Source organism: Paractinoplanes brasiliensis, from assembly GCF_004362215.1.
In the GTDB taxonomy this organism is placed as follows: domain Bacteria; phylum Actinomycetota; class Actinomycetes; order Mycobacteriales; family Micromonosporaceae; genus Actinoplanes; species Actinoplanes brasiliensis.
In genome coordinates, this window is record NZ_SNWR01000001.1 from 4,748,142 (window position 1) to 4,770,175 (window position 22,034).

The 22,034-nt window shown below is 71.2% G+C and carries 24 protein-coding genes and 2 tRNA genes; 14 read left to right on the forward strand and 12 right to left on the reverse strand.

What is annotated here, in order from left to right; genetic code table 11:
* Positions 1–6 precede the first annotated feature (6 nt).
* Positions 7–78 (forward strand) — tRNA-Gln (locus C8E87_RS21535).
* 92 nt (positions 79–170) lie between these two features.
* Positions 171–243 (forward strand) — tRNA-Glu (locus C8E87_RS21540).
* Between the two features lie 507 nt (positions 244–750).
* On the opposite strand, the gene C8E87_RS21545 is transcribed toward C8E87_RS21540, so the two are convergent.
* From C8E87_RS21545 to C8E87_RS21565, 5 genes are read right to left on the reverse strand one after another with little or no spacing between them, the layout of a single operon-like run.
* Complete coding sequence (locus C8E87_RS21545; RefSeq protein ID WP_166661208.1) at positions 751–1,416, reverse strand: MBL fold metallo-hydrolase; 666 nt, start codon at positions 1,414–1,416, stop codon at positions 751–753.
* 17 nt (positions 1,417–1,433) lie between these two features.
* Positions 1,434–2,174, reverse strand: a complete 741-nt coding sequence (locus C8E87_RS21550; RefSeq protein ID WP_133874771.1) for an MBL fold metallo-hydrolase — start codon at positions 2,172–2,174, stop codon at positions 1,434–1,436.
* Positions 2,171–2,959: an alpha/beta hydrolase gene (locus C8E87_RS21555; protein ID WP_133874772.1), complete on the reverse strand. Its 789-nt coding sequence runs from the start codon at positions 2,957–2,959 to the stop codon at positions 2,171–2,173. The genes C8E87_RS21550 and C8E87_RS21555 overlap by 4 nt, the downstream gene beginning before the upstream one ends.
* Before the next feature lie 52 nt (positions 2,960–3,011).
* Positions 3,012–5,789: a helix-turn-helix transcriptional regulator gene (locus tag C8E87_RS21560; protein ID WP_133874773.1), complete on the reverse strand. Its 2,778-nt coding sequence runs from the start codon at positions 5,787–5,789 to the stop codon at positions 3,012–3,014.
* Positions 5,743–6,429 (reverse strand): IclR family transcriptional regulator, encoded by a 687-nt coding sequence (locus tag C8E87_RS21565; protein ID WP_023561932.1) that lies wholly within the window; start codon positions 6,427–6,429, stop codon positions 5,743–5,745. The genes C8E87_RS21560 and C8E87_RS21565 overlap by 47 nt, the downstream gene beginning before the upstream one ends.
* A gap of 49 nt (positions 6,430–6,478) precedes the next feature.
* Here C8E87_RS21565 and leuC point away from each other — a divergent pair, with 49 nt between their 5' ends.
* The 4 genes from leuC to C8E87_RS21585 all read left to right on the forward strand — a co-directional run bounded on the left by leuC (position 6,479) and on the right by C8E87_RS21585 (position 10,096).
* Positions 6,479–7,921, forward strand: a complete 1,443-nt coding sequence (gene leuC / locus C8E87_RS21570) for a 3-isopropylmalate dehydratase large subunit (RefSeq protein WP_133874774.1) — start codon at positions 6,479–6,481, stop codon at positions 7,919–7,921.
* A 12-nt stretch (positions 7,922–7,933) separates the two neighbouring features.
* Positions 7,934–8,521: a 3-isopropylmalate dehydratase small subunit gene (gene leuD, locus C8E87_RS21575; RefSeq protein WP_133874775.1), complete on the forward strand. Its 588-nt coding sequence runs from the start codon at positions 7,934–7,936 to the stop codon at positions 8,519–8,521.
* Positions 8,522–8,709: 188 nt separating this feature from the next.
* The gene (locus C8E87_RS21580) at positions 8,710–9,561 is read left to right on the forward strand and encodes an HU family DNA-binding protein (protein WP_133874776.1); all 852 of its coding nucleotides are present in this window, start codon (positions 8,710–8,712) and stop codon (positions 9,559–9,561) included.
* Positions 9,562–9,667: 106 nt separating this feature from the next.
* Positions 9,668–10,096, forward strand: coding sequence for a hypothetical protein (locus C8E87_RS21585; RefSeq protein WP_133874777.1), 429 nt, complete (start codon positions 9,668–9,670; stop codon positions 10,094–10,096).
* Here C8E87_RS21585 and C8E87_RS21590 read toward each other — a convergent pair.
* From C8E87_RS21590 to cofC, 4 genes are read right to left on the reverse strand one after another with little or no spacing between them, the layout of a single operon-like run.
* On the reverse strand, positions 10,053–10,925 hold the full coding sequence (locus C8E87_RS21590) for an NUDIX hydrolase (protein ID WP_133874778.1): 873 nt from the start codon (positions 10,923–10,925) through the stop codon (positions 10,053–10,055). The genes C8E87_RS21585 and C8E87_RS21590 overlap by 44 nt on opposite strands.
* Before the next feature lies 1 nt (position 10,926).
* Positions 10,927–13,179: an RNA degradosome polyphosphate kinase gene (locus tag C8E87_RS21595; RefSeq protein ID WP_133874779.1), complete on the reverse strand. Its 2,253-nt coding sequence runs from the start codon at positions 13,177–13,179 to the stop codon at positions 10,927–10,929.
* A gap of 55 nt (positions 13,180–13,234) precedes the next feature.
* Complete coding sequence (locus C8E87_RS21600) at positions 13,235–13,432, reverse strand: cold-shock protein (protein WP_133874780.1); 198 nt, start codon at positions 13,430–13,432, stop codon at positions 13,235–13,237.
* A 16-nt stretch (positions 13,433–13,448) separates the two neighbouring features.
* Entirely contained in the window at positions 13,449–14,096 is a 648-nt protein-coding gene (cofC, locus tag C8E87_RS21605; protein WP_133874781.1) for a 2-phospho-L-lactate guanylyltransferase, read from the reverse strand.
* 146 nt (positions 14,097–14,242) lie between these two features.
* Between cofC and C8E87_RS21610 the strand changes: the two genes are divergently transcribed.
* The 7 genes from C8E87_RS21610 (at position 14,243) to C8E87_RS21640 (ending at position 19,426) form a co-directional block, all read left to right on the forward strand.
* Positions 14,243–14,971, forward strand: a complete 729-nt coding sequence (locus tag C8E87_RS21610; protein WP_133874782.1) for a lysophospholipid acyltransferase family protein — start codon at positions 14,243–14,245, stop codon at positions 14,969–14,971.
* Positions 14,971–15,966, forward strand: coding sequence for an NAD(P)H-dependent glycerol-3-phosphate dehydrogenase (locus C8E87_RS21615; protein WP_133874783.1), 996 nt, complete (start codon positions 14,971–14,973; stop codon positions 15,964–15,966). The genes C8E87_RS21610 and C8E87_RS21615 overlap by 1 nt, the downstream gene beginning before the upstream one ends.
* Positions 15,963–17,066, forward strand: coding sequence for a cystathionine gamma-lyase (locus tag C8E87_RS21620; protein ID WP_133874784.1), 1,104 nt, complete (start codon positions 15,963–15,965; stop codon positions 17,064–17,066). Before C8E87_RS21615 ends, C8E87_RS21620 begins: the two co-directional genes overlap by 4 nt.
* A gap of 14 nt (positions 17,067–17,080) precedes the next feature.
* Entirely contained in the window at positions 17,081–17,437 is a 357-nt protein-coding gene (locus C8E87_RS21625; protein ID WP_239079848.1) for a hypothetical protein, read from the forward strand.
* Positions 17,438–17,520: 83 nt separating this feature from the next.
* Entirely contained in the window at positions 17,521–17,874 is a 354-nt protein-coding gene (locus tag C8E87_RS21630; RefSeq protein WP_133874785.1) for a GntR family transcriptional regulator, read from the forward strand.
* Positions 17,871–18,752, forward strand: a complete 882-nt coding sequence (locus tag C8E87_RS21635; protein ID WP_133874786.1) for an ABC transporter ATP-binding protein — start codon at positions 17,871–17,873, stop codon at positions 18,750–18,752. The genes C8E87_RS21630 and C8E87_RS21635 overlap by 4 nt, the downstream gene beginning before the upstream one ends.
* A complete protein-coding gene (locus tag C8E87_RS21640) occupies positions 18,749–19,426 on the forward strand; it encodes a hypothetical protein (protein WP_133874787.1) in 678 nt (225 codons plus the stop codon). Before C8E87_RS21635 ends, C8E87_RS21640 begins: the two co-directional genes overlap by 4 nt.
* A gap of 17 nt (positions 19,427–19,443) precedes the next feature.
* On the opposite strand, the gene C8E87_RS21645 is transcribed toward C8E87_RS21640, so the two are convergent.
* Entirely contained in the window at positions 19,444–19,950 is a 507-nt protein-coding gene (locus C8E87_RS21645; RefSeq protein ID WP_133874788.1) for a protein-tyrosine phosphatase family protein, read from the reverse strand.
* Positions 19,951–20,057: 107 nt separating this feature from the next.
* On the opposite strand from C8E87_RS21645, the gene C8E87_RS21650 reads away from it, so the two are divergent.
* Positions 20,058–21,152 carry a D-alanine--D-alanine ligase family protein gene (locus C8E87_RS21650; RefSeq protein WP_133874789.1) on the forward strand — a complete coding sequence of 365 codons (1,095 nt, stop codon included), beginning with the start codon at positions 20,058–20,060 and terminating at the stop codon, positions 21,150–21,152.
* Between the two features lie 8 nt (positions 21,153–21,160).
* Here C8E87_RS21650 and C8E87_RS21655 read toward each other — a convergent pair whose 3' ends face one another.
* Positions 21,161–21,796 carry a DUF3515 family protein gene (locus tag C8E87_RS21655; protein ID WP_133874790.1) on the reverse strand — a complete coding sequence of 212 codons (636 nt, stop codon included), beginning with the start codon at positions 21,794–21,796 and terminating at the stop codon, positions 21,161–21,163.
* Between the two features lies 1 nt (position 21,797).
* The gene (locus C8E87_RS21660) at positions 21,798–22,031 is read right to left on the reverse strand and encodes an Lrp/AsnC ligand binding domain-containing protein (protein ID WP_133874791.1); all 234 of its coding nucleotides are present in this window, start codon (positions 22,029–22,031) and stop codon (positions 21,798–21,800) included.
* Positions 22,032–22,034 lie beyond the last annotated feature (3 nt).

The window sequence follows — 22,034 nt, forward strand, 5'->3', positions numbered from 1 at the left end:
GGCCAATGGGGTATGGGGTAATTGGCAGCCCGGCTGATTCTGGTTCAGCTAGTCTAGGTTCGAGTCCTGGTACCCCAGCGCTACCACTCCCACGAGGGAGGCGGCGCTGGACTTCTGATAGAGTTCGGCCCGCCGCCAACGCGGAAGCGGAAGCAGCAAAAGCAAGTCCTGGCCCCGTCGTCTAGCGGCCTAGGACGCCGCCCTCTCAAGGCGGTAGCGAGGGTTCGAATCCCTTCGGGGCTACATTCGGGTTGAGCCTGTCCGCAGAAAGCGCGGACGGGCTCATTCCGCATTTCTCCTGGGGGCCGAGCCCCCAGACCCCACGTTACGGTGCTTGCGGTGGGGTGGGTGGTTGCTCATTCGGTGTGCTTGGGGGCTTCGCCCCTTGCCCCCGGGAGTCCGGTGCGGGGTCCACGAGGGGTGACCTGGTAGTGGCTGTCTGGTAGCCGCTACCGCCATCGGAGGGCATCTGCGACGGGGGATTGCGACCCCGAGGCCGTCGCCGGTCGGCCGTTGCGAGCGGTCGTTGCTCCGACCGCCCAGCCGCGAACTGGGCGTTTCCGGTCCCCCAGCCGCGACCTTTGCGGCGGTCCCACCTCCCCGACTGCCAACATTCCGGTGTCCCGCGCCTTTGGCGGTCCGATGCCCGCGGTGGTCCTACGCCTCTGGCGGTCCTACGTTGCAGGTGGTCCGGTGTTTTTGCGGTGGAGGGTCTGCGCTCGCGGGTGTTTCGGTGGGGGCGTGCGTGGGTCAGGGGGTCCAGATGGCGTTGTCGTGGGCGAAGTAGATGTGGGACGGGTCGAGGGCCAGCAGGCGTTCCAGCCACGGGGGTTGGGTGCCTACGTGGGTTCGGTGGCCCAGGGCGTCGGTGGTGAAGAGGGTTGCGTTGTCGTGGGATTGGCCCGCGACGATCACTGTGCCGTTGGCCCGGCGGACTACCAGGGACTGGTGGCCGGCGGTGTGGCCAGGCGTGGGCAGGATGAAGACGCCGGGGGCGAGTTCGGCCTCGCCGTCGAGGACTTCGAAAGGGTGGTCCACCAGTTCGGGGAGGGTGTGGCTTTCGGGGGCCAGGGCCAGGTCCAGTTCGGAGCGTTGGGCGAAGATCGGGCGGTCGGCCAGCTGGGGGTTGCCGCCGCAATGGTCGAAGTGCAGGTGGCAGTTGACGACCATGCGGATGGTGTCGACGGTGGCGCCTGCCGCGCCCAGAGCCGCGGGCAGGGGGATGCGGGTGGGGCGGTACCAGGCGTCCACCTCGGCGTTGCCGCCCATGCCGGTGTCGACCAGGATGTGGCCCGCGGTGGGGTGCTCGACCAGGTAGCCGAAGGTGGGTTCGGCGCGGGGGGATCCCGTGCCGGTTTCCTCGGGTGGGCGGATGAAATGGCCGTAGTTGACACGCCGGACTGCGATATCTGCCACGCCGCCCAACATAGCGGTCAGGACATCGGGACTCCGGGGGTCAGCCAGGTCAGGGTGTTCGGGGGGAAAGCGGCGTCGATCTCGGCACGGCCCTCGTGGAAGTGGGACCAGCCCTCGTAATGGACGGGGATGACCCGGCGCGGTTTGAGGCGGGCGCACAGGGTGGCCGCGTCGCCGCCGGTCATGGTGAAACGGGCGGGGCCGGTGAGGGGGAACTGGACCTTGCCCAGGTGCAGGATCGCGGTGTCCACGGTGAAACGGTCGGCCACCTCGAGCACGCCGGGGAAGACGACGGTGTCGCCCGAGATCCAGACCACCGACGGGGAACCGGGTGGGCGCAGCGCGAAACCCGTGGTGGGGCCGACGATCGGCACGCTCCAGGCGGGGCCGTGCCGGGACGGGGTGGCGGTCACCTCGACATCGCCGATCGTGGTGGACTGCCACGGCGCCAGGCCCGTGCAGTCCAGCCGGCGAGCCGCCGCCGGGGTGGTGACGACGACCGGTGCCGTGGGCAGCAGCGCGCGCCCCGCGTCGTCGAGGTTGTCGGCGTGCTGGTCATGGGTGAGCAGGATGCCGTCGAGCTTGCCCAGATCGGAGGCCGGCAAGGCGGGACCCGCGGTTTTGCGCGACGACGTGCCCCAGCCGAACGAGTAGCGCCGGCCGGGGGCGTCGAAGGTCGGATCGACGAGCAGCCGCACACCGGCCAGCTCGAGCAGCGTGGTCGGCCCGCCGATGTGGGTGATGGTCAGGTCGGTCATCGGGCGTGCCGCAAGGCCCAGTCGAGCACGTCGTCGGCGATCTGTTCCCAGCCTTTCTGGGCGGGCAGCAGGTGCGCGTACCCCTCGTACACCCGGCGCTCGGTGACGGTGTTCGACTTGTAGTGCTTCGCGTTGGACTCCTGGATCGCCGGCGGCATGATGTGGTCCTCCGAGCCGGACACGAACAGCAGCGGCGCGCGGTTGTCGTTGTGGTAGTCGACCCACGTGTCCTGATGCCCGGGCTGGAAGTTGGCGAGGACGCCGCCCCACAGAATGCCGCCGCTGGCCGGAATGTGATAGCGCTCGTACAGCGCCCGCGACTCGTCCTCGGTGAACGTGTTGGTGAAGGCGTACTTCCATTCCTCGAAGCTCAGCGGGATCGCCTTGTGCCGGTTGGCCGGGCTCTTGAGAACGGGGAACGTCGACTTGAGTTGCGACAGAGGCACCACCCGTACGCCCTCTGTCGGCGCGGAATTGAGCGCGACTCCGGCGGCGCCGAACCCGTGGTCGAGAAGGATCTGCGTGAAGGCGCCACCGGCCGAGTGCCCGATGATGACGGGCGGTTCCGGCAACGAGCGGGCGGCTTCCTCGTACTTGGCGATGATCTGCGGCACGGTGAGGGCGACGATCGGGGACGGGTCGGCGTTGAGCGCTTCCACCTCGACCTCGAAACCGGGATATCCGGGCGCGATCACCTGATGTCCCTTGGCCTCGTAGTACGCGATCCAGTTCTCCCAGCTGCGCGGGGTCACCCAGAATCCGTGGACGAACATGATGGGTTTCATGGGCCGATGGTGGTGCCTCTGAGCCCGTACGCGAATCCCGTGTCCCGCGTAGTCAGTCGTGCAGACTCCCGCGTAGTTCCCGCCGCGACCGCACGCCCAGCTTTCGATATACCTTGCGCAGGTGGTAATCGACGGTGCTGACGCTCAGGAACAGATTCGCGGCGATCTCCGCGTTCGTGCCGCCGTCCCGCGCCAGGCGCGCCACGGCGGCCTCCTGCGGGGTCAGGGCCGTTTCGCCATTCCCCCGTACGGGGTCAGGAACGTTCCCGCCGAGCGCGGACAACTCGCGCCGGGTCCGCGCGACGAACGACGTGGCCCGCACCGCCTCGAACATCTCCAACGCGGTCCGCAGCGATTCCTGAGCGGCCCGCCGTCGTCGTTTGCGGCGCAACCATTCACCCAGCACGAGATGTGAGCGCGCCAGATCCCCGTACGCGAAAGTGGTCTCGAGGGCCGAAATCGCCGAGCGGTAATGGTTCTCGGCGGTGTCGGCCGGCGCCATCAGCCCGCGTGAGCGCTCCAGCACCCCCAGCGCCCACGGTGTGCCGCAGGCCGTGGCCGCCGTCGTGAGATCGTCCAGCGCCTGCCGGGCCGCGGCCCGGTCGCCGGAGCGGGCGCTCGCCTCGATCAGGTCGGGCAGCGTCCACGCGTAGCGGCGCGGCCGTCCCGGCTCGGTCATCGGGCGCAGCCGGGACGCCGCCGACGCGTAGTCGCCCAGGCCCAGGTCGGTCAGGGCGAGACTGTGCGAGGTCACCCGGCTCGACGCGCTCATCCCGATCGACGCGAACGCGCGGGCCGCGGCGGCGACGGGTTCCCGCTCGCCGCGCGCGGCCCGCCACGCTGCCAGTTCGGGGTGGCGGGGCGCCGACGGCAACCCGATCGCCCGGCGCAGCCGCAGCCCGGCCGTCTCGTGCCGGTCGGCCTCGTTGAGCCGGCCCAGCACGGCGTCGGCCATCGCGGCCACGTGATGGATCACTTCGAGCACCCGCAGCGCCCCTGTCCGCAGGGCGGCCGCCTCGGCCAGCTCGAGCACGGCCCGCTGCGAACGGTCGTCCCACACCAGCGTGCACAGGTTGACCGCGACGACGACGTGCGCCAGCACCGTTTCGTAGTCGATTCCGGGCGCGAGGAAGGCGGCCACGGCCCGATGGATCGCGGGGGCGCCCGCCGCGTGGCCGTCGAGGGTGTAATCGGCGTACGCGGCGAGCAGGAGCGCGGGCACGCCGGACGGATCGGGCCCGGCCAGCCGCCGTGCCTCCCGGGCGATGCTCTGCTCGTCGGCGCCGCGGGCCGAGTCCTCGACCGAGGCGGCGTGTTCGATCGCCTGCAGCACGGCCGCACGCGCCTGGGCCGGGTGGGCCGCGCCGAAGGCCTCGGCCGCGGACAGGCAGCGGGCACAGCTGTCCAGGTTGGCGCCGGCCACCCCGGAAGTCACTGCCGACAAGGCCTGGACGAGCAGCGCCGTACCGCGATCGGCGTCGTCGAGCAGGGCTGCGTCGGTGCCGGCCAGCAACGCGTAGGCCCGCGCGGAGTCCCCGGCCGCCGAATGGGCCGCGGCCGCCTGCACCTGACGCCGGGCTCGATCGGCCGCGCCCGGTGTCAGTTCCGCGGCCCGGCTCAGGAACGTGGCCCGCGCGGTGTGCCCGCCGCGGGCGCCGGCCCGGTCCGCGCGCCGTTCCAGTTCGGCGGCGACCGTCTCGTCGGGCCCGGCGGCCGCGGCGGCCAGATGCCACGCCCGCCGGTCGGCGTCGCCGGCGCCGACGGTCACCGCGGCCAGCGCCTGGTGGGCCGAGCGCCGTTCGGCCGAGGTGGCCACGCCGTAGACGGCCGACAACACCAGCGGATGCCGGAACGTCACCGGCGGCGACCCGGTGACCAGCCGGTCGGCCTCGGCCGGGGAGGCGTCGGTCACATCGATGCCGAGGCGCCGGGCGGCCGCGACGGCCAGCGCGGGGTCGGCGCCCGCGTTCGCCGCCGCCAGCAGCAGCCAGGCGCGGGCGCCCGGGGGATAGGCGCGGACCTGGGCCGAATAGTGGGCCTCCAGGCGGCTGCCGACCGGCACCGGCTCGGGCACCGGCCGGACCCCGCTCCACTGCTCGGCGGTCAGCTCGTGAGCCAGATCAGTCAGCGCCAGCGGGTTGCCGCCGGTGGCGCGGGCGATGTGGTCGGCCAGCGCCGGGTTGACCGGCCCGTCGGCCACATCGGTCAGCAACGCCGCCGCCGCGTCGCGGTCGAGGCCCGCCAGCGCGCGTTCGGGCAGGCCGGCCAGCAGTTCGTCGTCGTCGGACCGGACCCCGAACAACAGCACCAGGCCCTCGGCGTGCAGGCGGCGCCCGACGAAGGCCAGCGCGCGCAGCGACTCCTCGTCGAGCCACTGGGCGTCGTCGACCACGCAGAGGCGGGGCCGCCGGGCCAGCAGGGTCAGGGCGGCCAGGCTGACCAGGAACAGATCGGCCGGCGGCCCGTCGGCCAGGCCACAGGCCACCTCCAGGGCCGCGCGCTGCGACCGGGGCAGCGTTTCGCGGCCCGGCAGCAGCGGGATCAGCAGGCGGTGCAGTGCCGCGTACGGGAAATCGGCCTCGGACCGGACGCCGCTGACCCACAACGAGCCCGGTTCGCGCCCGGCCGCCCAGCGCAGCAGCGCCGTCTTGCCGATGCCGGGCTCACCGCGGAGCACCAGGGTGGCGCTCCGCCCGGCCCGCGCGCCCGCGATGATGTCGTCGAGGACCGCGCATTCCCGGCCGGCGTCCGTAGAGGCGCACGCCGGCCCGCCTGAGAGGCCGTCAGAGGCCCGAGAGGCGCTGCCCGGCCCGAACCACAGCCATCGCATGCCGCTCGCCGGGACGACGGCCCAGACGCTCGATCGGACCGCTTATCGAGATCGAGGCGATGACCCGGCCCGTACGGTCTCGGATCGGCGCCGAGACACTCGCCACACCGGGCTCGCGCTCGGCCACGCTCTGCGCCCAGCCGCGGCGGCGCACCTCGGCCAGGGTGCGGCCGGTGAACTTGCAGCGGGGCAGCAGCGGCATCACCGCCTCGGGCGGCTCCCAGGCGAGCAGGATCTGGGCGGCCGAGCCGGCCACCATGGGCAGCACCGAGCCGACCGGCACGGTGTCCCGCAGGCCGCTCGCCCGCTCGGCCGCGGCCACGCAGATGCGCTCGTCGGCACGGCGCAGGTAGAGCTGCGCGCTCTCCCCGGTCGCGTCCCGCAATGCGGAAAGAAGGGGTTCGGCCGCGGTCAGCAGCACGTCCGGCGCGGCGTTGGCCAGCTCACCCAGCCGGGGGCCGGGGCGCCATCGGCCCTGGGTGTCACGCACCAGCATCCGGTGGATCTCCAGCGCCTGGGCCAGGCGATGTGCGGTGGCCCGGGGCAGCTTCGTACGGTCGACGAGCTCGGCCAGGCTGGCGCCGTCGACGCACGCCGCCAGGATGACTACCGCCTTGTCGAGAACGCCGACACCGCTCATACTGTGTCCCACAAGCCGAAACATACCTCCCAGAATTTAGGATGTCCAGATGGTGGGAGTCACTCCGAGGACCCTGGCCGAAAAGGTCTGGGACGACCATGTCGTGCGCGCTGCCGAGGGTGAGCCTGATCTGCTCTACATCGACCTGCACCTGTTGCACGAGGTGACCAGCCCGCAGGCCTTCGACGGGCTGCGCCTGGCGGGCCGCCCGGTTCGACGCACCGATCTCACGCTCGCGACCGAGGATCACAACACGCCGACCGGTTACGCCGACCCGGCCTTCAACACCAAGCGCGGCGAGCTCTTCACGATCGCCGACACGACCTCGCGGACGCAGATCGAGACGCTGCGCAAGAACTGTGCCGAGTTCGGTGTTCAGATCCGCCCGCTGGGCGACGTCAACCAGGGCATCGTGCACGTGATCGGGCCGCAGCTCGGCCTGACCCAGCCCGGCATGACGATCGTCTGCGGCGACTCGCACACCGCCACCCACGGCGCGTTCGGCGCGCTGGCCTTCGGCATCGGCACCAGTGAGGTCGAGCACGTGCTGGCCACCCAGACGCTGCCGCAGGCCAAGCCGAAGACGATGGCGGTCACCGTGGTCGGCGAGCTGCGCCCCGGTGTCAGCGCCAAGGATCTGATCCTGGCGCTCATCACGCAGACCGGCACCGGCGGCGGCAACGGCCACATCGTGGAGTACCGCGGCGAGGCCATCCGCAAGCTCTCCATGGAGGGCCGGATGACCATCTGCAACATGAGCATCGAGTGGGGCGCCAAGGCGGGCATGATCGCGCCCGACGAGACCACGTTCGCCTACCTCGAGGGCCGCGAGAACGCGCCCAAGGGCGAGGCGTGGGACGCCGCCGTGGCGTACTGGAAGACGCTCGTGACCGACGAGGACGCCGAGTTCGACACCGAGATCATCCTGGACGCGTCGGCGATCAGCCCGTTCATCACCTGGGGCACCAACCCGGGGCAGGGCGCGCCGCTCGACAGCGTGGTGCCGGACCCCGAGGAGTTCATCGAGGAGACCGACCGCAACGCCGCCCGCCGCGCCCTGGAGTACATGGACCTGACGCCCGGCACCCCGTTCCGCGACGTGCCGGTCGACGTGGTCTTCGTGGGCTCCTGCACCAACGGCCGGATCGAGGACCTGCGCGCGGCGGCCGACGTCATCAAGGGCCACAAGGTGCACGACGGCGTCCGCATGATGATCGTGCCCGGGTCCTACAAGGTGCGCGAGGCGGCCGAGGCCGAGGGGCTCGACAAGGTCTTCACCGAGGCGGGCGCCGAGTGGCGGTTCGCGGGCTGTTCGATGTGCCTGGGCATGAACCCGGACACGCTCAGCCCCGGCCAGCGCGCCGCGTCGACCTCCAACCGCAACTTCGAGGGCCGGCAGGGCAAGGGCGGGCGTACGCACCTGGTCTCGCCCCAGGTCGCCGCCGCCACCGCCGTGGTCGGCAAGCTGGCCGCCCCCGCCGACCTGTCCTAGGAGAGACCAGAGATGGACAAGTTCGTCACCCACAGCGGCAAAGTGATGCCGCTGCGCCGTTCCGACGTGGACACCGACCAGATCATCCCGGCCGTTTATCTGAAGCGGGTCACCCGCACCGGATTCGAGGACGGCCTGTTCAGCGCCTGGCGCGACGACCCCGGTTTCGTGCTCAACAATCCGGCCCACGCCGGCGCCACGATCCTCGTCGCCGGCCCCAATTTCGGCACCGGGTCGTCCCGGCAGCACGCCGTCTGGGCGCTGCGCGACTGGGGTTTCAAGGTGGTCATCGCCGCGCGATTCGGCGACATCTTCCGCGGTAACGCGCTCAAGGAGGGGCTGCTGCCCGTCCAGCTCGACCAGAAAGCCGTCGAGGCACTCTGGGATCTGGGCGAGAGCGAGCCGGAAAAGCAGATCACCGTGGACCTCGAGGGCCGCCGGGTTGTTGCCGACGATGCCTCCTGGGCGTTCCCGATCGACGATTTCAGTCGTTGGCGTCTCATGGAAGGGCTCGACGACATCGGACTGACCCTCCGCCACGCCGACCTCATCACCGACTTCGAAAAAAATCGTCCTTCCTTCAAGCCGGTGACTGTCTGAGGGCAAAAACCCTAGTCAGGACAGCGTTTTTCGCCCCCGCCGCATCCCCGGCGGGGGCGAATTCGTTGCAACGCAAGGGTTTTTTATGCCACTAATGTTTGTGTCCGCTGGTCAGAGGGCATACGGTGCGCGCAGAATGGCTCGCATTGGGCCAGTGAGGCTCAGTTCTCACGTTTGGGAGGAAAACCGTGAACAAGGCCGAGCTCATCGAGGCGCTCGCAGCCCGATTGGGAGACCGCAAGTCCGCCACGGCGGCGCTGGATGCGGTCATCGCCGAGGTGCAGGGTGCTGTGACCAAGGGCGATCGGGTTGCCATCACCGGCTTCGGCGTCTTCGAGAAGCGGGCACGCAATGCGCGTACCGCCCGTAATCCGCGCACCGGCGAGCCTGTGAAAGTAAAGAAAACCTCCGTGCCGGCCTTCAAGCCCGGCACGGCTTTCCGCGAGATGGTCGCGGCCGGAAAGGTTGCGAAGACGGCCGCTCCGGCGAAGAAGGCGGCCGCCACCAAGGCGACGGCCACGAAGGCCACGGCCACCAAGGCCGCTGCCACCAAGGCGGCCCCGGCGCGGAAGACCACCGCCACCAAGGCGGCCTCGACCCCCGCTACCAAGACGGCGGCGGCCAAGAAGACGGCTGCCACGGCGACCAAGGCCGCTCCGGCCAAGAGCACCGCCACGAAGGCGACAGCGGCCAAGAAGACGGCTGCCACGGCGACCAAGGCGGCCCCGGCCAAGAGCACCGCCACGAAGGCGACAGCGGCCAAGAAGACCGCTGCCACCAAGGCGACCCCGGCCAAGTCGACGGCGACGAAGGCGACGGCCACGAAGGCGACGGCCACCAAGGCCACCGCTACCAAGGCGACGGCCACCAAGGCCGCTGCCACCAAGAAGGCGGCTGCCACCAAGGCTGCCCCCGCCAAGAGCACCGCCACCAAGACGGCGGCCGCCAAGAAGACGACCGCCCGCAAGACGACCACGGCGGCCACGGCCGCGACTCCGGCACGGGCTCGCGCCACGAGCACGGCGCGCAAGTCCCGCTAGTTCCCGCGGATTGCGCGATGCTGGGCCGATAAGGCGTCCACCCTAACGGTGGACGCCTTTCGTGTGTCCGGGCGCGGAAACCGTTGCTGCGCCTACCGTCCGGGGCATGGAGCGCAGGGCATCACCCCGGGGTCCGGTCGGCCGGTCGCTGATCGCCACGCTGGTGTTCGCGGCCGCTGTCGTCCCCGGCTGGACGCTGGGCACGCTGACCGAGCGGTACACCGGCTCCGGGCTGCTGGACTGGGTCGTCACGGGCCTGTGGGGCGCGCTCGCCGTGCGCGTGCTGGCGCCTCACGCCTCGTACCGGCCCCGGGACGCCTGGCTGGGGCTCGTCCCGCTCTACAACTGGTATCTCGTCTGTGTGCTGGGCTGGCGGGTGGCGCTGCTGCCGTTCCGCGACTGGGAGCCCCGCGAGGACGAGCTGTGGCGGGCCCGGTGGCTCACCGGCGACCTGATCGGTTACTGGCGGGCCGATCCGGTGCCGGTGGGCGTCAGAGCCGCGTCGGCTCCAGCAGGCGGTCGCCGCTCCAGGTGAGCAGCCACGCCTCGCCCTTGGGGGTCTTGTAGGGCTCGGGGTCGGCCTCGTCGCGCAACTCGGCCAGCAGGTGCGGGATTATCTTGCCCTGGCTGCAGATCACCGGCAGGCTCGTGGCCGACCGAAGCTCCAGCAGGCGATGCGCGGCCAGTTTCGCCTTGGCCGGGGCGTCGCCGGCGTCCGCCGGCTCGGCGAACGCGCTGTCGATCACGATCGGCATGCCGCCCAGTGAGGCGGCCAGCGGCTCCAAGGTCTGCTTGCAGCGCAACGGGGTCGCCGCGACCAGACGGTCCGGGCCGATCGGCCGGCAGATCCCGGCGAACCGCGCGGCCTGTTCCTCGCCCACCTCGTCGACCGGCCGTAACGCGTCGTTGCCGGACCACTCCTTGCGGTCCCCGGCATGCGCGTGCCGCACCAGCACCACCACGTCGGTCACCGGTGGCAGCGCCGCCACGTGGCCGAGCAGCGCGCGCTCGTCGGCGTAGCTGACCCGCTCGGCGGCCTCGGCCAACGGCAGCCACGCGATCCGGTCGACCTCGCCGGTGTCGAGCACCGGGCCGCCGTCGCCGGCCGCGTCCATCAGCCAGTAGTGCACCGTCTTGGGCCGGCCGTCGGGCAACGTGTACGAGATGCCGGGCAGAGCCAGCCGTGCGCGGCCCCGCCGGCCGGTCTCCTCCAGCACCTCGCGGGCGGCGCCCACCAGCGGGTGCTCGCCGTCGTCCAGCTTGCCTTTGGGCAGCGCCCAGTCGTCGTAGCGCGGGCGGTGCACCAGGCAGACCTGGCCGTCGCGGACCAGAACCCCGCCGGCGGCGGTGACCGTGTCGCTCATCTCAGGACGCCTTGCCGATCACCCGGCGCAGCAGGGCCTCCTGCAGGTGCAGGTGCGGCTCGGCCAGGTTGGCCGGGTGCCTGTGCCAGGTGCCGTCGCCGGCCAGGTCGAAGCCCTCGGTGGTGTCGCTCATCGACAGGTCGAGCACGTAGCGCAGCTCCTCGCGGGCGGTCGGCAGGGTGACCCGTACGAGGGCCTCGACGCGACGGTCGAGGTTGCGGTGCATCATGTCGGCCGAGCCGATCCAGTACTCGGCGTCGTCGCCCGCGCCGAACCGGAACACCCGCGAGTGCTCCAGGAAGCGGCCGACGATCGAGCGGACCCGGATGTTCTCCGACAGGCCGGGCACGCCGGGCCGCAGCGCGCACATGCCCCGGATGATCAGGTCGACCTTCACGCCGTCCATCGACGCGCGGTAGAGCGCGTCGATGGTCTCCTCGTCGACCAGCGAGTTCACCTTGATCTGCACCAGCGCCTCGCCGCCGTCCCGGGCGATGCGGGCCTGCTCCTCGATGCGCTCGATGAGGCCGGAACGCACGCCGTGCGGCGCCACGAGCAGCCGCCGGTACGACCTCTGCCGGCTGTAGCCGGTAAGCACGTTGAAGAGGTCAGTGACGTCGGCGCCGATCTCGGGGTCGGCGGTGAGCATGCCGAAATCCTCGTACAGCCGCGCGGTCTTGGGGTGGTAGTTGCCGGTGCCGATGTGGCAGTAGCGGCGGATCTGGTTGCCCTCCTGCCGCACGACCAGCGCCGTCTTGCAGTGCGTCTTGAGGCCGACCAGGCCGTAGACGACGTGGCAGCCGGCTCGTTCCAACGTGCGCGCCCAGGCGATGTTGGCAACCTCGTCGAAGCGCGCCTTCACCTCCACCAGCACCACCACCTGCTTGCCGGCGGCGGCCGCGTCGACCAGCGCGTCGACGATCGGCGAGTCGCCCGAGGTGCGGTAGAGCGTCTGCTTGATGGCCAGCACGTCCGGGTCGGCCGCGGCCTGCTCGATGAACCGCTGCACGCTCGTCGAGAACGAGTGATACGGGTGGTGCACCATGATGTCGCTCTCGCGCAGCCGGTTGAAGACGCTGCGCGGCACCTCGCCGTCCACCAGCTGCGGGTGGGTCGCCGGCACGAACGGGCGGTCCTTGAGGTCGTCCCGGTCGCACTCGCCGAAGACCTGCCACAGGGCCGACATGTCGAGCAGGCCGGGCACCCGCTGCACGTCCGAGCTGACCATGTCGAGCTCGCGCACGAGCAGGTCGAGCACGTGATCGCTGATCGAGGCGGCCACCTCGAGGCGCACCGGCGGGCCGAAGCGGCGCTGGGCCAGCTCGCGCTCGAGGGCCTGCAGCAGGTCCTCGTCGCGGTCCTCGTCGACCTCGAGCTCGGCGTTGCGGGTGACCCGGAACGAATGCCACTCCTCCAGCTGCATGCCGGGGAAGAGCTGGTCGAGGTGGGTGGCGATGAGCTCCTCGACGGGCAGGAAACGCACCGCCCGGCTGTCGTTCTGCACGGTCACGAACCGCGGCACGTTGTTGGGGACCTTGATGCGCGCGAACAGCTCGCTCGCGGAGTCCTCCGGGTCACGCAGCACGACGGCGAGGTTCAACGACCGGTTCGAGATGTACGGGAACGGGTGCGCCGGGTCGACGGCGAGCGGGGTCAGCACGGGGAAGACCTGCTCGCGGAAGTACGTGCGCTGCCGCTCGCGCTCGGGGGCGTCGAGATCGGCCCACTTCACGATCTCGATGCCCTCGGCCTGCAGCTTGGGCCGGACCTCCTCGGAGAAGCAGGCGGAGTGCCGGGTCACCAGGTCGGCAGTGCGCTGCGAGATCATCTCGAGCTGGTTGCGCAGCGAGGACCGGTCGCCGCCGCGCATCGGCAGGCCCGCGTTGAGCCGCCGCTTCAGGCCGGCCACCCGCACCATGTAGAACTCGTCGAGGTTGCTCGCGAAGATCGCCAGGAACTTCGCCCGTTCCAGCAGCGGGGTCTCCGGGTCCTCGGCCAGGGTCAGCACTCGCGCGTTGAAGTCGAGCCAGGAGAGCTCGCGGTTGAGGAACCTGTCCTCCGGCAGTTCGGGCCGGTCGTCGGCCGCGGTCAGTTCGTCGATGCTGGGGGTCACCACATACTCCGTCGGTGTCGGATCTGCTGCGGCTACCACGGTCTCGCCCACGGGTGCCGGATCGGTCGGGGTCGTGCGGGGCAGATAGCGGCCGTTCGGGCCACGCCGGCGGGGTTCGGAGGTCCGGGGCGAGGTGTGCATCGCACCATCATTGCCGGTTTCGGCGGAACGTGAAACGAACAAGTTCCGGTATGGCTCAAGCCACTCCGGGGATTCTCACCTGGCGGACGCTTCCGTCATGATCGGCCTCGATGTCGACGCGCTGGCCGAGGCGGAGTTTGCGCAGCCCGGAGGCGTCGAACGCGGCCGCGCCGAAGGTTATTTCACGGCCGTCGTCGAGCAGCAGCGTGCCACTGCGGGAGGCCGGGTCGAAGGTCGCAATTGTGCCTTGCATGCCCTGAAGTTACCGGTCACGCGGCCGGTACGCAGGCCGCCTCGATTCCGAGCTCGCGCAGCAGCTCGCAGGTGTGCCGCCCGGCGCCCAGGCCGAGCACCGTGGCCAGGTCGGCCGGGGTGTCGACGTCCTGTCGCAGACCGGGCCAGCCGCCGGTGAGCGGCACAGCCCCGGAGGCGGCGTGGGCGGCCGCCGAGCCGGGGCCGAACCGTGGGTCGAGCGGCCGGCCCGGTCCCACGGCCAGCAGCACCGTGCCGGTGCCGGCGGCGTCGGCGACGTAGGCCCGGCCGGAGCGGGCCGCGGTCAGCGCCGCGTCGAGCTGTTCGGGGCGCAGCGCGGGCAGGTCGCCGGCCAGCACCGCGCGGGGCCGGCCCAGCCCGGCCACCTCGTCGGCGCCGTGCCGCATCGCCTCGTTGAGCCCAGCGTCCGGCCGGTCGGGCGCCACCCGGGCGCCCAGGGCGCTCACCGCGGCCGCTGCCACCGGGTCGTCGGTCACCACGAGCAGCTCGCCCACCGCCGGGGCGGCCAATACCGCGGACACCGTGTCGAGCACCATCGCCAGCGCCAGATCACCGTGCCGGGCGGGCGGAACCGCGCCCCGCAGCCGGCTCTTCGCGGCGCCCAGCCGCTTCACCGGCATCACCGCCGTCCAGTCGCGCACCATTGGGCCAAGTCTGCCAGCGACCGCCGGTAAGGACCCCTACCTGGTACCGCAGGCTCCGAGCAGGCATGATTTCGTCGCAGGGCAGGACGACAGGGTGGCCGGGGGGCCACGCCGCGTCAGAGCAGGAAAAGCAGGCAGGAGGGGCCGTGGCACACCGCAGGCTCGGGTTCTGGCGGCGTTTCGCGGCGCTTCTGGTGATCCCGGTGCTGAAGGTCTGGACCAGACGGACCTGGCTCAACTTGGACAAGATCCCGCGCTCGGGCGGCGTGATCATCGCGCCCAACCACGTCTCGCACTTCGACCCGGTCGTCGTGGGTTACTACCTCTTCACCGCCGGCCGCTGGCCGCGTTTCCTGGGCAAGGCCAGCCTGTGGAAGGTGCCGCTGCTCGGTGGCTTCCTCCGTAAGGTCCAGCAGATCCCCGTGGAACGCGGCAGCGTGGAGGCCGTGAAATCGCTCGACGTGCTGGTCCAGGCGCTCCGGCAGGGCGGCGTCGTGGTGATCTATCCCGAGGGCACGACCACCCGCGACCCCGATCTGTGGCCGATGCGCGGCAAGACCGGAGCCGCACGCCTGGCCCTGCTCACCGGCGCCCCGGTGGTGCCCGTCGCCACCTGGGGGCCGGAGCAGATCTTCGACCCGCGCACCAGCAAGCTGCGTTTCCGGCCGCGAACCCCGGTGACCGTCACCTCGGGCGAGCCGGTCGACCTGAGCCGGTGGCAGGGCACGACCCCGACCAAAGCCGTGCTCGAGGAGATGACCGACGCGATCATGCACGACATCAGCGGACTGCTCGGCGAGCTGCGCGGCCAGATGCCGCCGGCCACCCTTTACGACCACCCCCGTAAGCAGATCACGAACGCCGAGGACGCCTGATGGCCCGCGCGGCGGTGATCGGCGCCGGCGCCTGGGGCACGGCCTTCGCCAAGATGCTGGCCGAGGCGGGCGCCGACGTCACGATCTGGGCCCGGCGCGAGTCGGTGGCCACCTCGATCCGTGAGCATCGTCTCAACGAGGGCGCGCTGCCCGGGCTCAAGCTGCCCGAGCGGATCACCGCCACCAACGACGTGGCCGAGGCGGTGTCCGGCGCCGAGCTGGTGGCGATCGCGGTGCCGTCGCAGACGCTGCGCGGCAACCTCGCCGAGTGGGCCGGCGCCTTCGAGCCCGGCTCCACGCTGATCTCGCTGATGAAGGGCATCGAGCTCGGCACGACCAAGCGGATGAGCCAGGTCATCGTCGAGACGGCGCACGTCGACCCGAGCCGGGTGGTGGTCGTCTCGGGGCCCAACCTGGCGCCCGAGATCGCCGCCGAGCAGCCGGCCGCGACCGTTGTGGCCGGGGCCGACCACGACCGCTGCCGGGCCGTGCAGCACGCGCTGGCCCTGCCGTACATGCGGCCGTACACGAGTGAGGACGTGATCGGCTGCGAGCTGGGCGGCGCCGTCAAGAACGTGATCGCCCTGGCGTACGGCATGGCCGCCGCGATGGGCCTGGGCGACAACACCAAGGCGTCCCTGATCACCCGGGGGCTGGCCGAGACCGCCCGGCTGGGGGTGGCCCTGGGCGCCGACCCGCTGACGTTCGCCGGGCTGGCCGGGCTGGGCGACCTGGTCGCCACGTGTTCGTCGCCACTGTCACGCAACCGCACGTTCGGCGAGCAGCTGGGCCTCGGTAAGACTCTCGAGCAGGCGCAGGTAGCGGCCCGGCAGACCGCCGAGGGCGTGAAGAGCTGCCTGGCGATCCGCGACCTGTCGCGCGCCCACGGGGTGGAGATGCCGATCACCGAACAGGTGGAGCGGGTCTGCCACGAGGGCGTCGACCCGCGGGTCGCGGTCAAACTGCTGATGGGCCGGGAGATGAAGCCAGAGTGACTTACTCGGACGGGACCAGGGTCGTGCACGCCGGACTGCCCGAGGCCGAGGTGGGCGATCCGTTCCTGCCCGGTCCGGTCTTCGCGGCGCCCTACCATCTCGACCCGGTCGCCGGGCAGGTCGGCGACAACGGCTACGGCCGGCCCGACAACCCGACCCGGCGGCGGCTGGAGTCGGCGATCGGCGAGCTCGAGGGCGGCCCGGCCCTGACCTTCGCGAGCGGACAGGCCGCCATCACCGCTCTGCTGCTCTCTGTGCTGCGTACGGGCGACACGGTGGCCCTGCCCTCCGACGGGTACTACACGGTCCGCAGCTTCGCCGAGAGCACCCTTCGCGACCTCGGTGTGCAGTCGATCCTGGTGCCGACCGCCGGGCCCTACCCCGACTTCTCGGGGGTGCGCCTGGTCCTGCTCGAGACGCCGGCCAACCCGGGGCTCGACGTGTGCGACATCCGCGAGGTGTCGGCGCGGGCCCACGCGGCCGGCGCGCTGGTCGCCGTCGACAACACCACCGCCACCCCGCTCGGGCAGAACCCGCTCGCGCTCGGCGCCGACCTCGTGGTCGCCTCCGGCACGAAGGCGCTGACCGGCCACTCCGACGTGCTGCTGGGCTACGTGTCGACCAACGACCCCGAGCTGCTGGCCAAGATCGAGACGTGGCGCAAGCACACCGGCGCGGTCCCCGGCGCCTTCGACGCGTGGCTGGCCCACCGCTCGATCGCGACGCTCGACCTGCGCCTGGCCCGGCAGAGCCAGAACGCCGCCGCCGTGGCCGCGCTGCTGAGCGGGCGTGACGACGTCACCGGCGTACGGTGGCCGGGGTTGAGCTCCGATCCGTCGTACCCGGTGGCCTCGGCCCAGATGCGGCGCATCCCCGGCGTGGTCTCGTTCGACCTCGGCGACGCCCAGCGGGTGGCCCGGTTCCTCGCGGCGGCCGAGCTGGTCTTCGCGGCGACGTCGTTCGGCGGGGTGCACACGACGGCCGACCGCCGGGCCCAGTGGGGCGACGACACCGGCCCCGGTTTCGTACGCCTTTCGTGCGGCATCGAGGACACGGTGGATCTGCTGGCCGACCTGAGGGCCGCGCTCGATCAGGCCTGATCTACCGTGCCGGAGTGAGTTGGGACAGCTTTTCCGGTGACCAGGTGGCGGCCATGACCCAGGGGCCGAGCTTCTTCGCCGACCCCGGTGAGCGCGAGTGCCCGGCCTGCGGCGCGACGTCGCTCCGGGCCTATTTCCAGGCGCCCGCCAACGCCCGTCGGCCCACGCTGGTGAGTTATGTCTGGTGCCGCTCGTGCCGCAAGTTCGTCGGCACCCGGGCGAAACACCCCGAGGGCCTGGTCTTCAGCGATCCCCTGGCCGCGCTCCCGCTCGCCGAACAGCGCGAGCTGGAGCGCAGCCTGGTCGGCTTCCTCGACCACCTCGACCGTCTCTGGGACGACGGCGTGCTGCCCCAGACGTTCGCGGCCTGATGTCCGCACCTCTTGCCCTGGGTGGCTGCGCGGCTCTATGGTTCATTACATGAGTAATGAACCACTGCACTAAGGAGGCTCGGGTGTTCCACGACCGCAGCCCCATCTACCTGCAGATCGCCGACGGCATCAAGAACGACGTCCTGAGCGGGGCCCTCAAGGAGGACGACCAGGTCATGAGCACGAATCAGTACGCCGCCTTCTACCGCATCAACCCGGCCACCGCGGCCAAGGGCTTCGCCCAGCTCGTCGACGAGGGCGTGCTCTACAAGCGGCGCGGCATCGGCATGTTCGTCAGCCCCGACGCGCCCGCCAAGCTGCGGGCCGAACGGCGGCAGCGGTTCTTCACCGAGGTCGTCGACCCGATGCTCGACGAAGCCAAGCGGGTCGGCATCGGTGTCGACGACATCACGCACTACCTGGGGAGCCGGCGATGATCGAGCTGCGTGGCGTCACGGTCCGGTACGGCAGCACGCTCGCCGTCGACAACGTGGACCTCGAACTGCCCACCGGCAGCATCTACGGCCTGCTCGGCCGCAACGGCTCGGGCAAGACCAGCCTGCTCAGCGTCCTCGCGTCGTACCGCCGGCCGTCCAGCGGCACGGTGCTGATCGACGGCGAGGAGGCGTTCGAGAACCCGCGGATCACGCGGCGGACCAGCTTCATCCGCGACACCCTCGACCTCAGCGACTCCGACCGGATCAGCACCGTGCTCGCCGTCGCGGGCTGGCTGCGCCCGGGCTGGGACGCCGAATACGCGGGCAAGCTGCTCGACACGTTCGAGCTCAGCCCCCGCCGGCGCGTCTCCGGGTTGTCCCGCGGGCAGCGCTCCATGCTGGGCGCGACCCTGGGACTGGCCACCCGGGCCCCGTTGACCATCCTCGACGAGACCTACCTGGGCATGGACGCGGTGGCCCGCACGCTCTTCTACCGCGAGCTGCTCGACGACTACCTGGCCCACCCGCGCACGATCGTGCTCTCCACCCACCTCATCGAGGAGGTGGCCGAGCTGTTCGAGCGGGTGATCATCATGGACCGCGGCCGGATCCTGCTGCACGACGAGACCGATGCGCTGCGCGGGCGCGGGGTCACCGTGACCGGGCCGGCCGAGCTGGTGACCGCGTTCGCGGCCGGGCACACCGTGCTCGGCGAGCACAACCTGGGCGGCGTACGGGCCCTGACCCTGGACGGCCGCCTCGACCCGGACGAGATCGCTCGCGGCGAGCGCGACGGCCTGTCCTTCGGCCCGCTCGGCCTGCAGGAACTCTTCGTCCACCTCACCTCGCAGCCCCGGCCCTTGGAGGCGTCCCGATGAGCGTCAGCGCGGTCCTGTTCCGGCTCTACCGTCCGGTCATCCTCTGGGGTCTGGCGATCGTGGTCGTGCTCGAGATCGGCGCGGTGGCGGCGATCCTGACCGTCAACCCGCTCGGGTTCAGCTTCTGGCTGGTCGTCGTCGGCTCGGCCGCCAAGTACTGGCCGCTGGTCACCGGCATCATCATGATCAGCACGTACTTCCGGCAATTCGTGACCAACGGGGTGACCCGGCACGAGTTCCTCCGAGGGTTCGCGGTCTTCGCGCTCGGCATCGTGGTCCTCTTCCCGGCCCTGGTCGTGATCGGGCACGGCGTCGAGAGCACGGTGGTCGGCCTGCTCGACCAGCGCGGGGGCGGCTATCCGGCGTTCCGCTTCGGCGAGGCCGCCAACGAGTACCTGCACGTGCTTCCGGCCACGGCGGCCTACCTGACGTCGGGCATCCTGATCTCGGCCGGGTTCTACCGGTTCCGGCCGCTGATCGGCATCCTGCTGATCGTCCCCGCATCGCTGCCGGTGGTGGCGAGCGGCGGACTCGTCAACATCGACGAGTACGGGGTGCTGACCGAGCGGGGGTCGCTGGGCCTCGCGCTGACGGTCGTGCTGGCGGCCACGGCCGCGGCCGGACTCGCGGCGCACCGGCTGATGCGGGACGTCGCGATCCGGCGTACGGGCTGAAGGGTCTGGTCCTGACCTCAGGCGGAATCGGCGAGCCGGCGCGACGGGTGGGACGCGACGAAGTCGTAGAGCCAGTCCTGGGTCACCGGCATCTCCGTGCCGCCGGTGACCCGGCTCAGCGCCTCGCCGGGAGGGATGCCCAGCAGCACCAGCGTCGTACAGGCGAGTAGCGTGGAACGCCCTATCCCGCCGAAGCACTGGGTCACCACGAAGCGGCCGGCCCGCACCTGCCCCGCCAGCTGGCCGGCCAGCTGGACGACCTGCACCGCCTCGTCGCGCGGCACCCCGCCCTCGGGTACCGGGAACGAGACGAACTGCAGGCCGTACGACGCGGCCGTGGCGGCCGTGTCGCCGAAGCCCAGCCGATGCTGTTCGACGGTGGTCAAGGCCGACACGAGCACGTTCACCCCGGCGCGGGCCAACGCGCCGAGTTGCTCGACCGGCCAGGCGTCGGCGCGCGGGTGCGCGATCGTCGCCAATTGCCCGGGCCCCGGCCCGGCGATCACATGGAGTGCTGCTCTCATGAACTGCCCGTTCCCCTGTCCCGGCCCGGCGGCCGGGTGATCCCGCGAGTGGCTAACGCAGAGTAGGGTCACCCCCGGCATGACCGCTAGCGAGAGGCCCCAAGAAAGTGACGACCCCTCGGAAAACCCGCGTCGCGATCGTCTTCGGCGGTCGCAGCTCCGAGCACGCCATCTCGTGTGTGAGCGCCGGCAGCATCCTGCACGCGCTCGACCCCGACCAGTACGAGGTGGTTCCGGTCGGCATCACCAGGGAGGGGCGCTGGGTCCTCTCCTCGGCCGACCCGTCGACGCTGGCGATCCGGGACAAGCAGCTGCCCGAGGTCACGGCGGACAGCGGGCACGCGGTTGTGCTGGCGGCCGACCCGACGGCCACCGACCTGATCGTGCACGACCCGGCCGAGGGCATGTCCTCGCTGGCCGGGGTCGATGTCGTCTTCCCGGTGCTGCACGGGGCGTACGGGGAGGACGGCACCATCCAGGGCATGCTCGAGATGGCCGGCCTGCCCTACGTGGGCGCCAACGTCTTCGCCTCGGCCGCGGCCATGGACAAGGAGTTCACCAAGAAGCTCGCGATCGCCGAGGGCATCCCGGTGGGTCCGTACGCGGTGCTCCGGGCCGGGGTTTCACTTTCCGAAAAAGACAAGGATCGGCTCGGGCTGCCCGTCTTCGTGAAGCCGTCGCGCGCGGGCTCGTCGCACGGCATCACCAAGGTCACCGACTGGGCGCAGCTCGACGAGGCCGTCGCCACTGCCCGCCGGATCGACCCCAAGGTGCTGGTCGAGGCCGCTGTCGTCGGGCGCGAGATCGAGTGCGGCGTGCTCGAGGGCGAGGCGGGGGGAACGCCCGAGTCGTCCCTGCTGGCCGAGATCCACGTCGACGACAACGACTGGTACGACTTCGAGACCAAGTACATCCAGGGCAGCCGCTACAGCCTCCCGGCCGACCTGCCTGCCGAGGTGACCCGCCAGGTGCAGGAGTACGCACGGCGCACGTTCACCGCGCTCGACTGCGCCGGCCTGGCCCGGGTCGACTTCTTCGTCACCGCCGACAACGAGGTCTACCTCAACGAGATCAACACGATGCCGGGCATGACGCCGACGTCGATGTTCCCGCTGATGTGGGCGGCCACCGGGCTCGAGTACCCCAAGGTGGTGGACCGTCTGATCCGGACGGCGCTGCGCCGCGGGACGGGCCTGCACTAGCCCTTGCTTTATCCCCGGCAGCCGCTGGGCACGCCCTCGCTCTTGGACTTCACCGTCTTGACGACCGGCTCGGAGAACTCGTTGGCCCACTGTCCCGGCTGCTCGTAGCTGCCGGGCACGCTGACGCGCACGGCGACCTCACGGTCCATCGTGGTGAAGACGTCGGTGGCCGGGCCGTCCTGCGCCCACCAGCAGACCCCGTCCATCGCGAGCATCGTGGCGTCCAGCGGCACACAGCCGTCGGCCCCGCCGTCGACCCGCTCGCACATGACCGGCTGCTTCACCCCGCAGCTGAGGGTGATCGCCGGTTCGCCCCAGGCCGCGTTCTGCTCCGGCCCGGCGGTCACCTTGCGGCCCGGCAGGCCCCGCAGCTCGGTCGGCAGCTGCGAGGTGACCGCGAGACAGACCTGGGCGGTGCGCGCGTCGAGGGCCGGCGCGGCCAGCTGCACCGGCGTCGACGGCACCGGCGCCGGCGCGGACGCGGTGGGAGCCGCCGCAGTCTCATCACCCTGCGGCACGATCTGCCAGAACGCGACGAGACCCACGATCACGGCTACCGGAACGGCGACCACGGTGGCCCACAGGGCGGCGCTGCGTGTCGCTTGATCCCGGGTCTTCGCCGGCGGGTTCTCGAGATCGACCATGTCAGAGGTTTACCACGGAGCAGGTGAGCGTCCGCATGATGCCGGGTACGTACTGGACCTTGCTCACAATGAGCCCGCCGAGGTCGTCCACCGTGTGCGCCTCGGCGAGAACAACGACGTCATACGGGCCGGTGACGGCGTCGACACGCACCACACCGGGGATTTTGCCGATCGCGGCGGCCACGTCATGGGCCCTTCCGACCTCAGTTTGGATCAGGATGTATGCCTGTACCACGCT

Bases quoted from the DNA above. Each gene is read 5' to 3' on its own strand.
- C8E87_RS21595 (WP_133874779.1), bottom strand. From the start codon at position 13,179: ATGCACACCTCGCCCCGGACCTCCGAACCCCGCCGGCGTGGCCCGAAC.
- C8E87_RS21555 (WP_133874772.1), bottom strand. From the start codon at position 2,959: ATGAAACCCATCATGTTCGTCCACGGATTCTGGGTGACCCCGCGCAGC.
- C8E87_RS21585 (WP_133874777.1), top strand. From the start codon at position 9,668: ATGGAGCGCAGGGCATCACCCCGGGGTCCGGTCGGCCGGTCGCTGATC.
- C8E87_RS21645 (WP_133874788.1), bottom strand. From the start codon at position 19,950: ATGAGAGCAGCACTCCATGTGATCGCCGGGCCGGGGCCCGGGCAATTG.
- leuD (WP_133874775.1), top strand. From the start codon at position 7,934: ATGGACAAGTTCGTCACCCACAGCGGCAAAGTGATGCCGCTGCGCCGT.
- C8E87_RS21635 (WP_133874786.1), top strand. From the start codon at position 17,871: ATGATCGAGCTGCGTGGCGTCACGGTCCGGTACGGCAGCACGCTCGCC.
- C8E87_RS21565 (WP_023561932.1), bottom strand. From the start codon at position 6,429: ATGAGCGGTGTCGGCGTTCTCGACAAGGCGGTAGTCATCCTGGCGGCG.
- C8E87_RS21640 (WP_133874787.1), top strand. From the start codon at position 18,749: ATGAGCGTCAGCGCGGTCCTGTTCCGGCTCTACCGTCCGGTCATCCTC.
- cofC (WP_133874781.1), bottom strand. From the start codon at position 14,096: ATGGTGCGCGACTGGACGGCGGTGATGCCGGTGAAGCGGCTGGGCGCC.
- C8E87_RS21615 (WP_133874783.1), top strand. From the start codon at position 14,971: ATGGCCCGCGCGGCGGTGATCGGCGCCGGCGCCTGGGGCACGGCCTTC.
- C8E87_RS21655 (WP_133874790.1), bottom strand. From the start codon at position 21,796: ATGGTCGATCTCGAGAACCCGCCGGCGAAGACCCGGGATCAAGCGACA.
- C8E87_RS21590 (WP_133874778.1), bottom strand. From the start codon at position 10,925: ATGAGCGACACGGTCACCGCCGCCGGCGGGGTTCTGGTCCGCGACGGC.
- C8E87_RS21550 (WP_133874771.1), bottom strand. From the start codon at position 2,174: ATGACCGACCTGACCATCACCCACATCGGCGGGCCGACCACGCTGCTC.
- C8E87_RS21600 (WP_133874780.1), bottom strand. From the start codon at position 13,432: ATGCAAGGCACAATTGCGACCTTCGACCCGGCCTCCCGCAGTGGCACG.
- C8E87_RS21560 (WP_133874773.1), bottom strand. From the start codon at position 5,789: ATGCGATGGCTGTGGTTCGGGCCGGGCAGCGCCTCTCGGGCCTCTGAC.
- leuC (WP_133874774.1), top strand. From the start codon at position 6,479: ATGGTGGGAGTCACTCCGAGGACCCTGGCCGAAAAGGTCTGGGACGAC.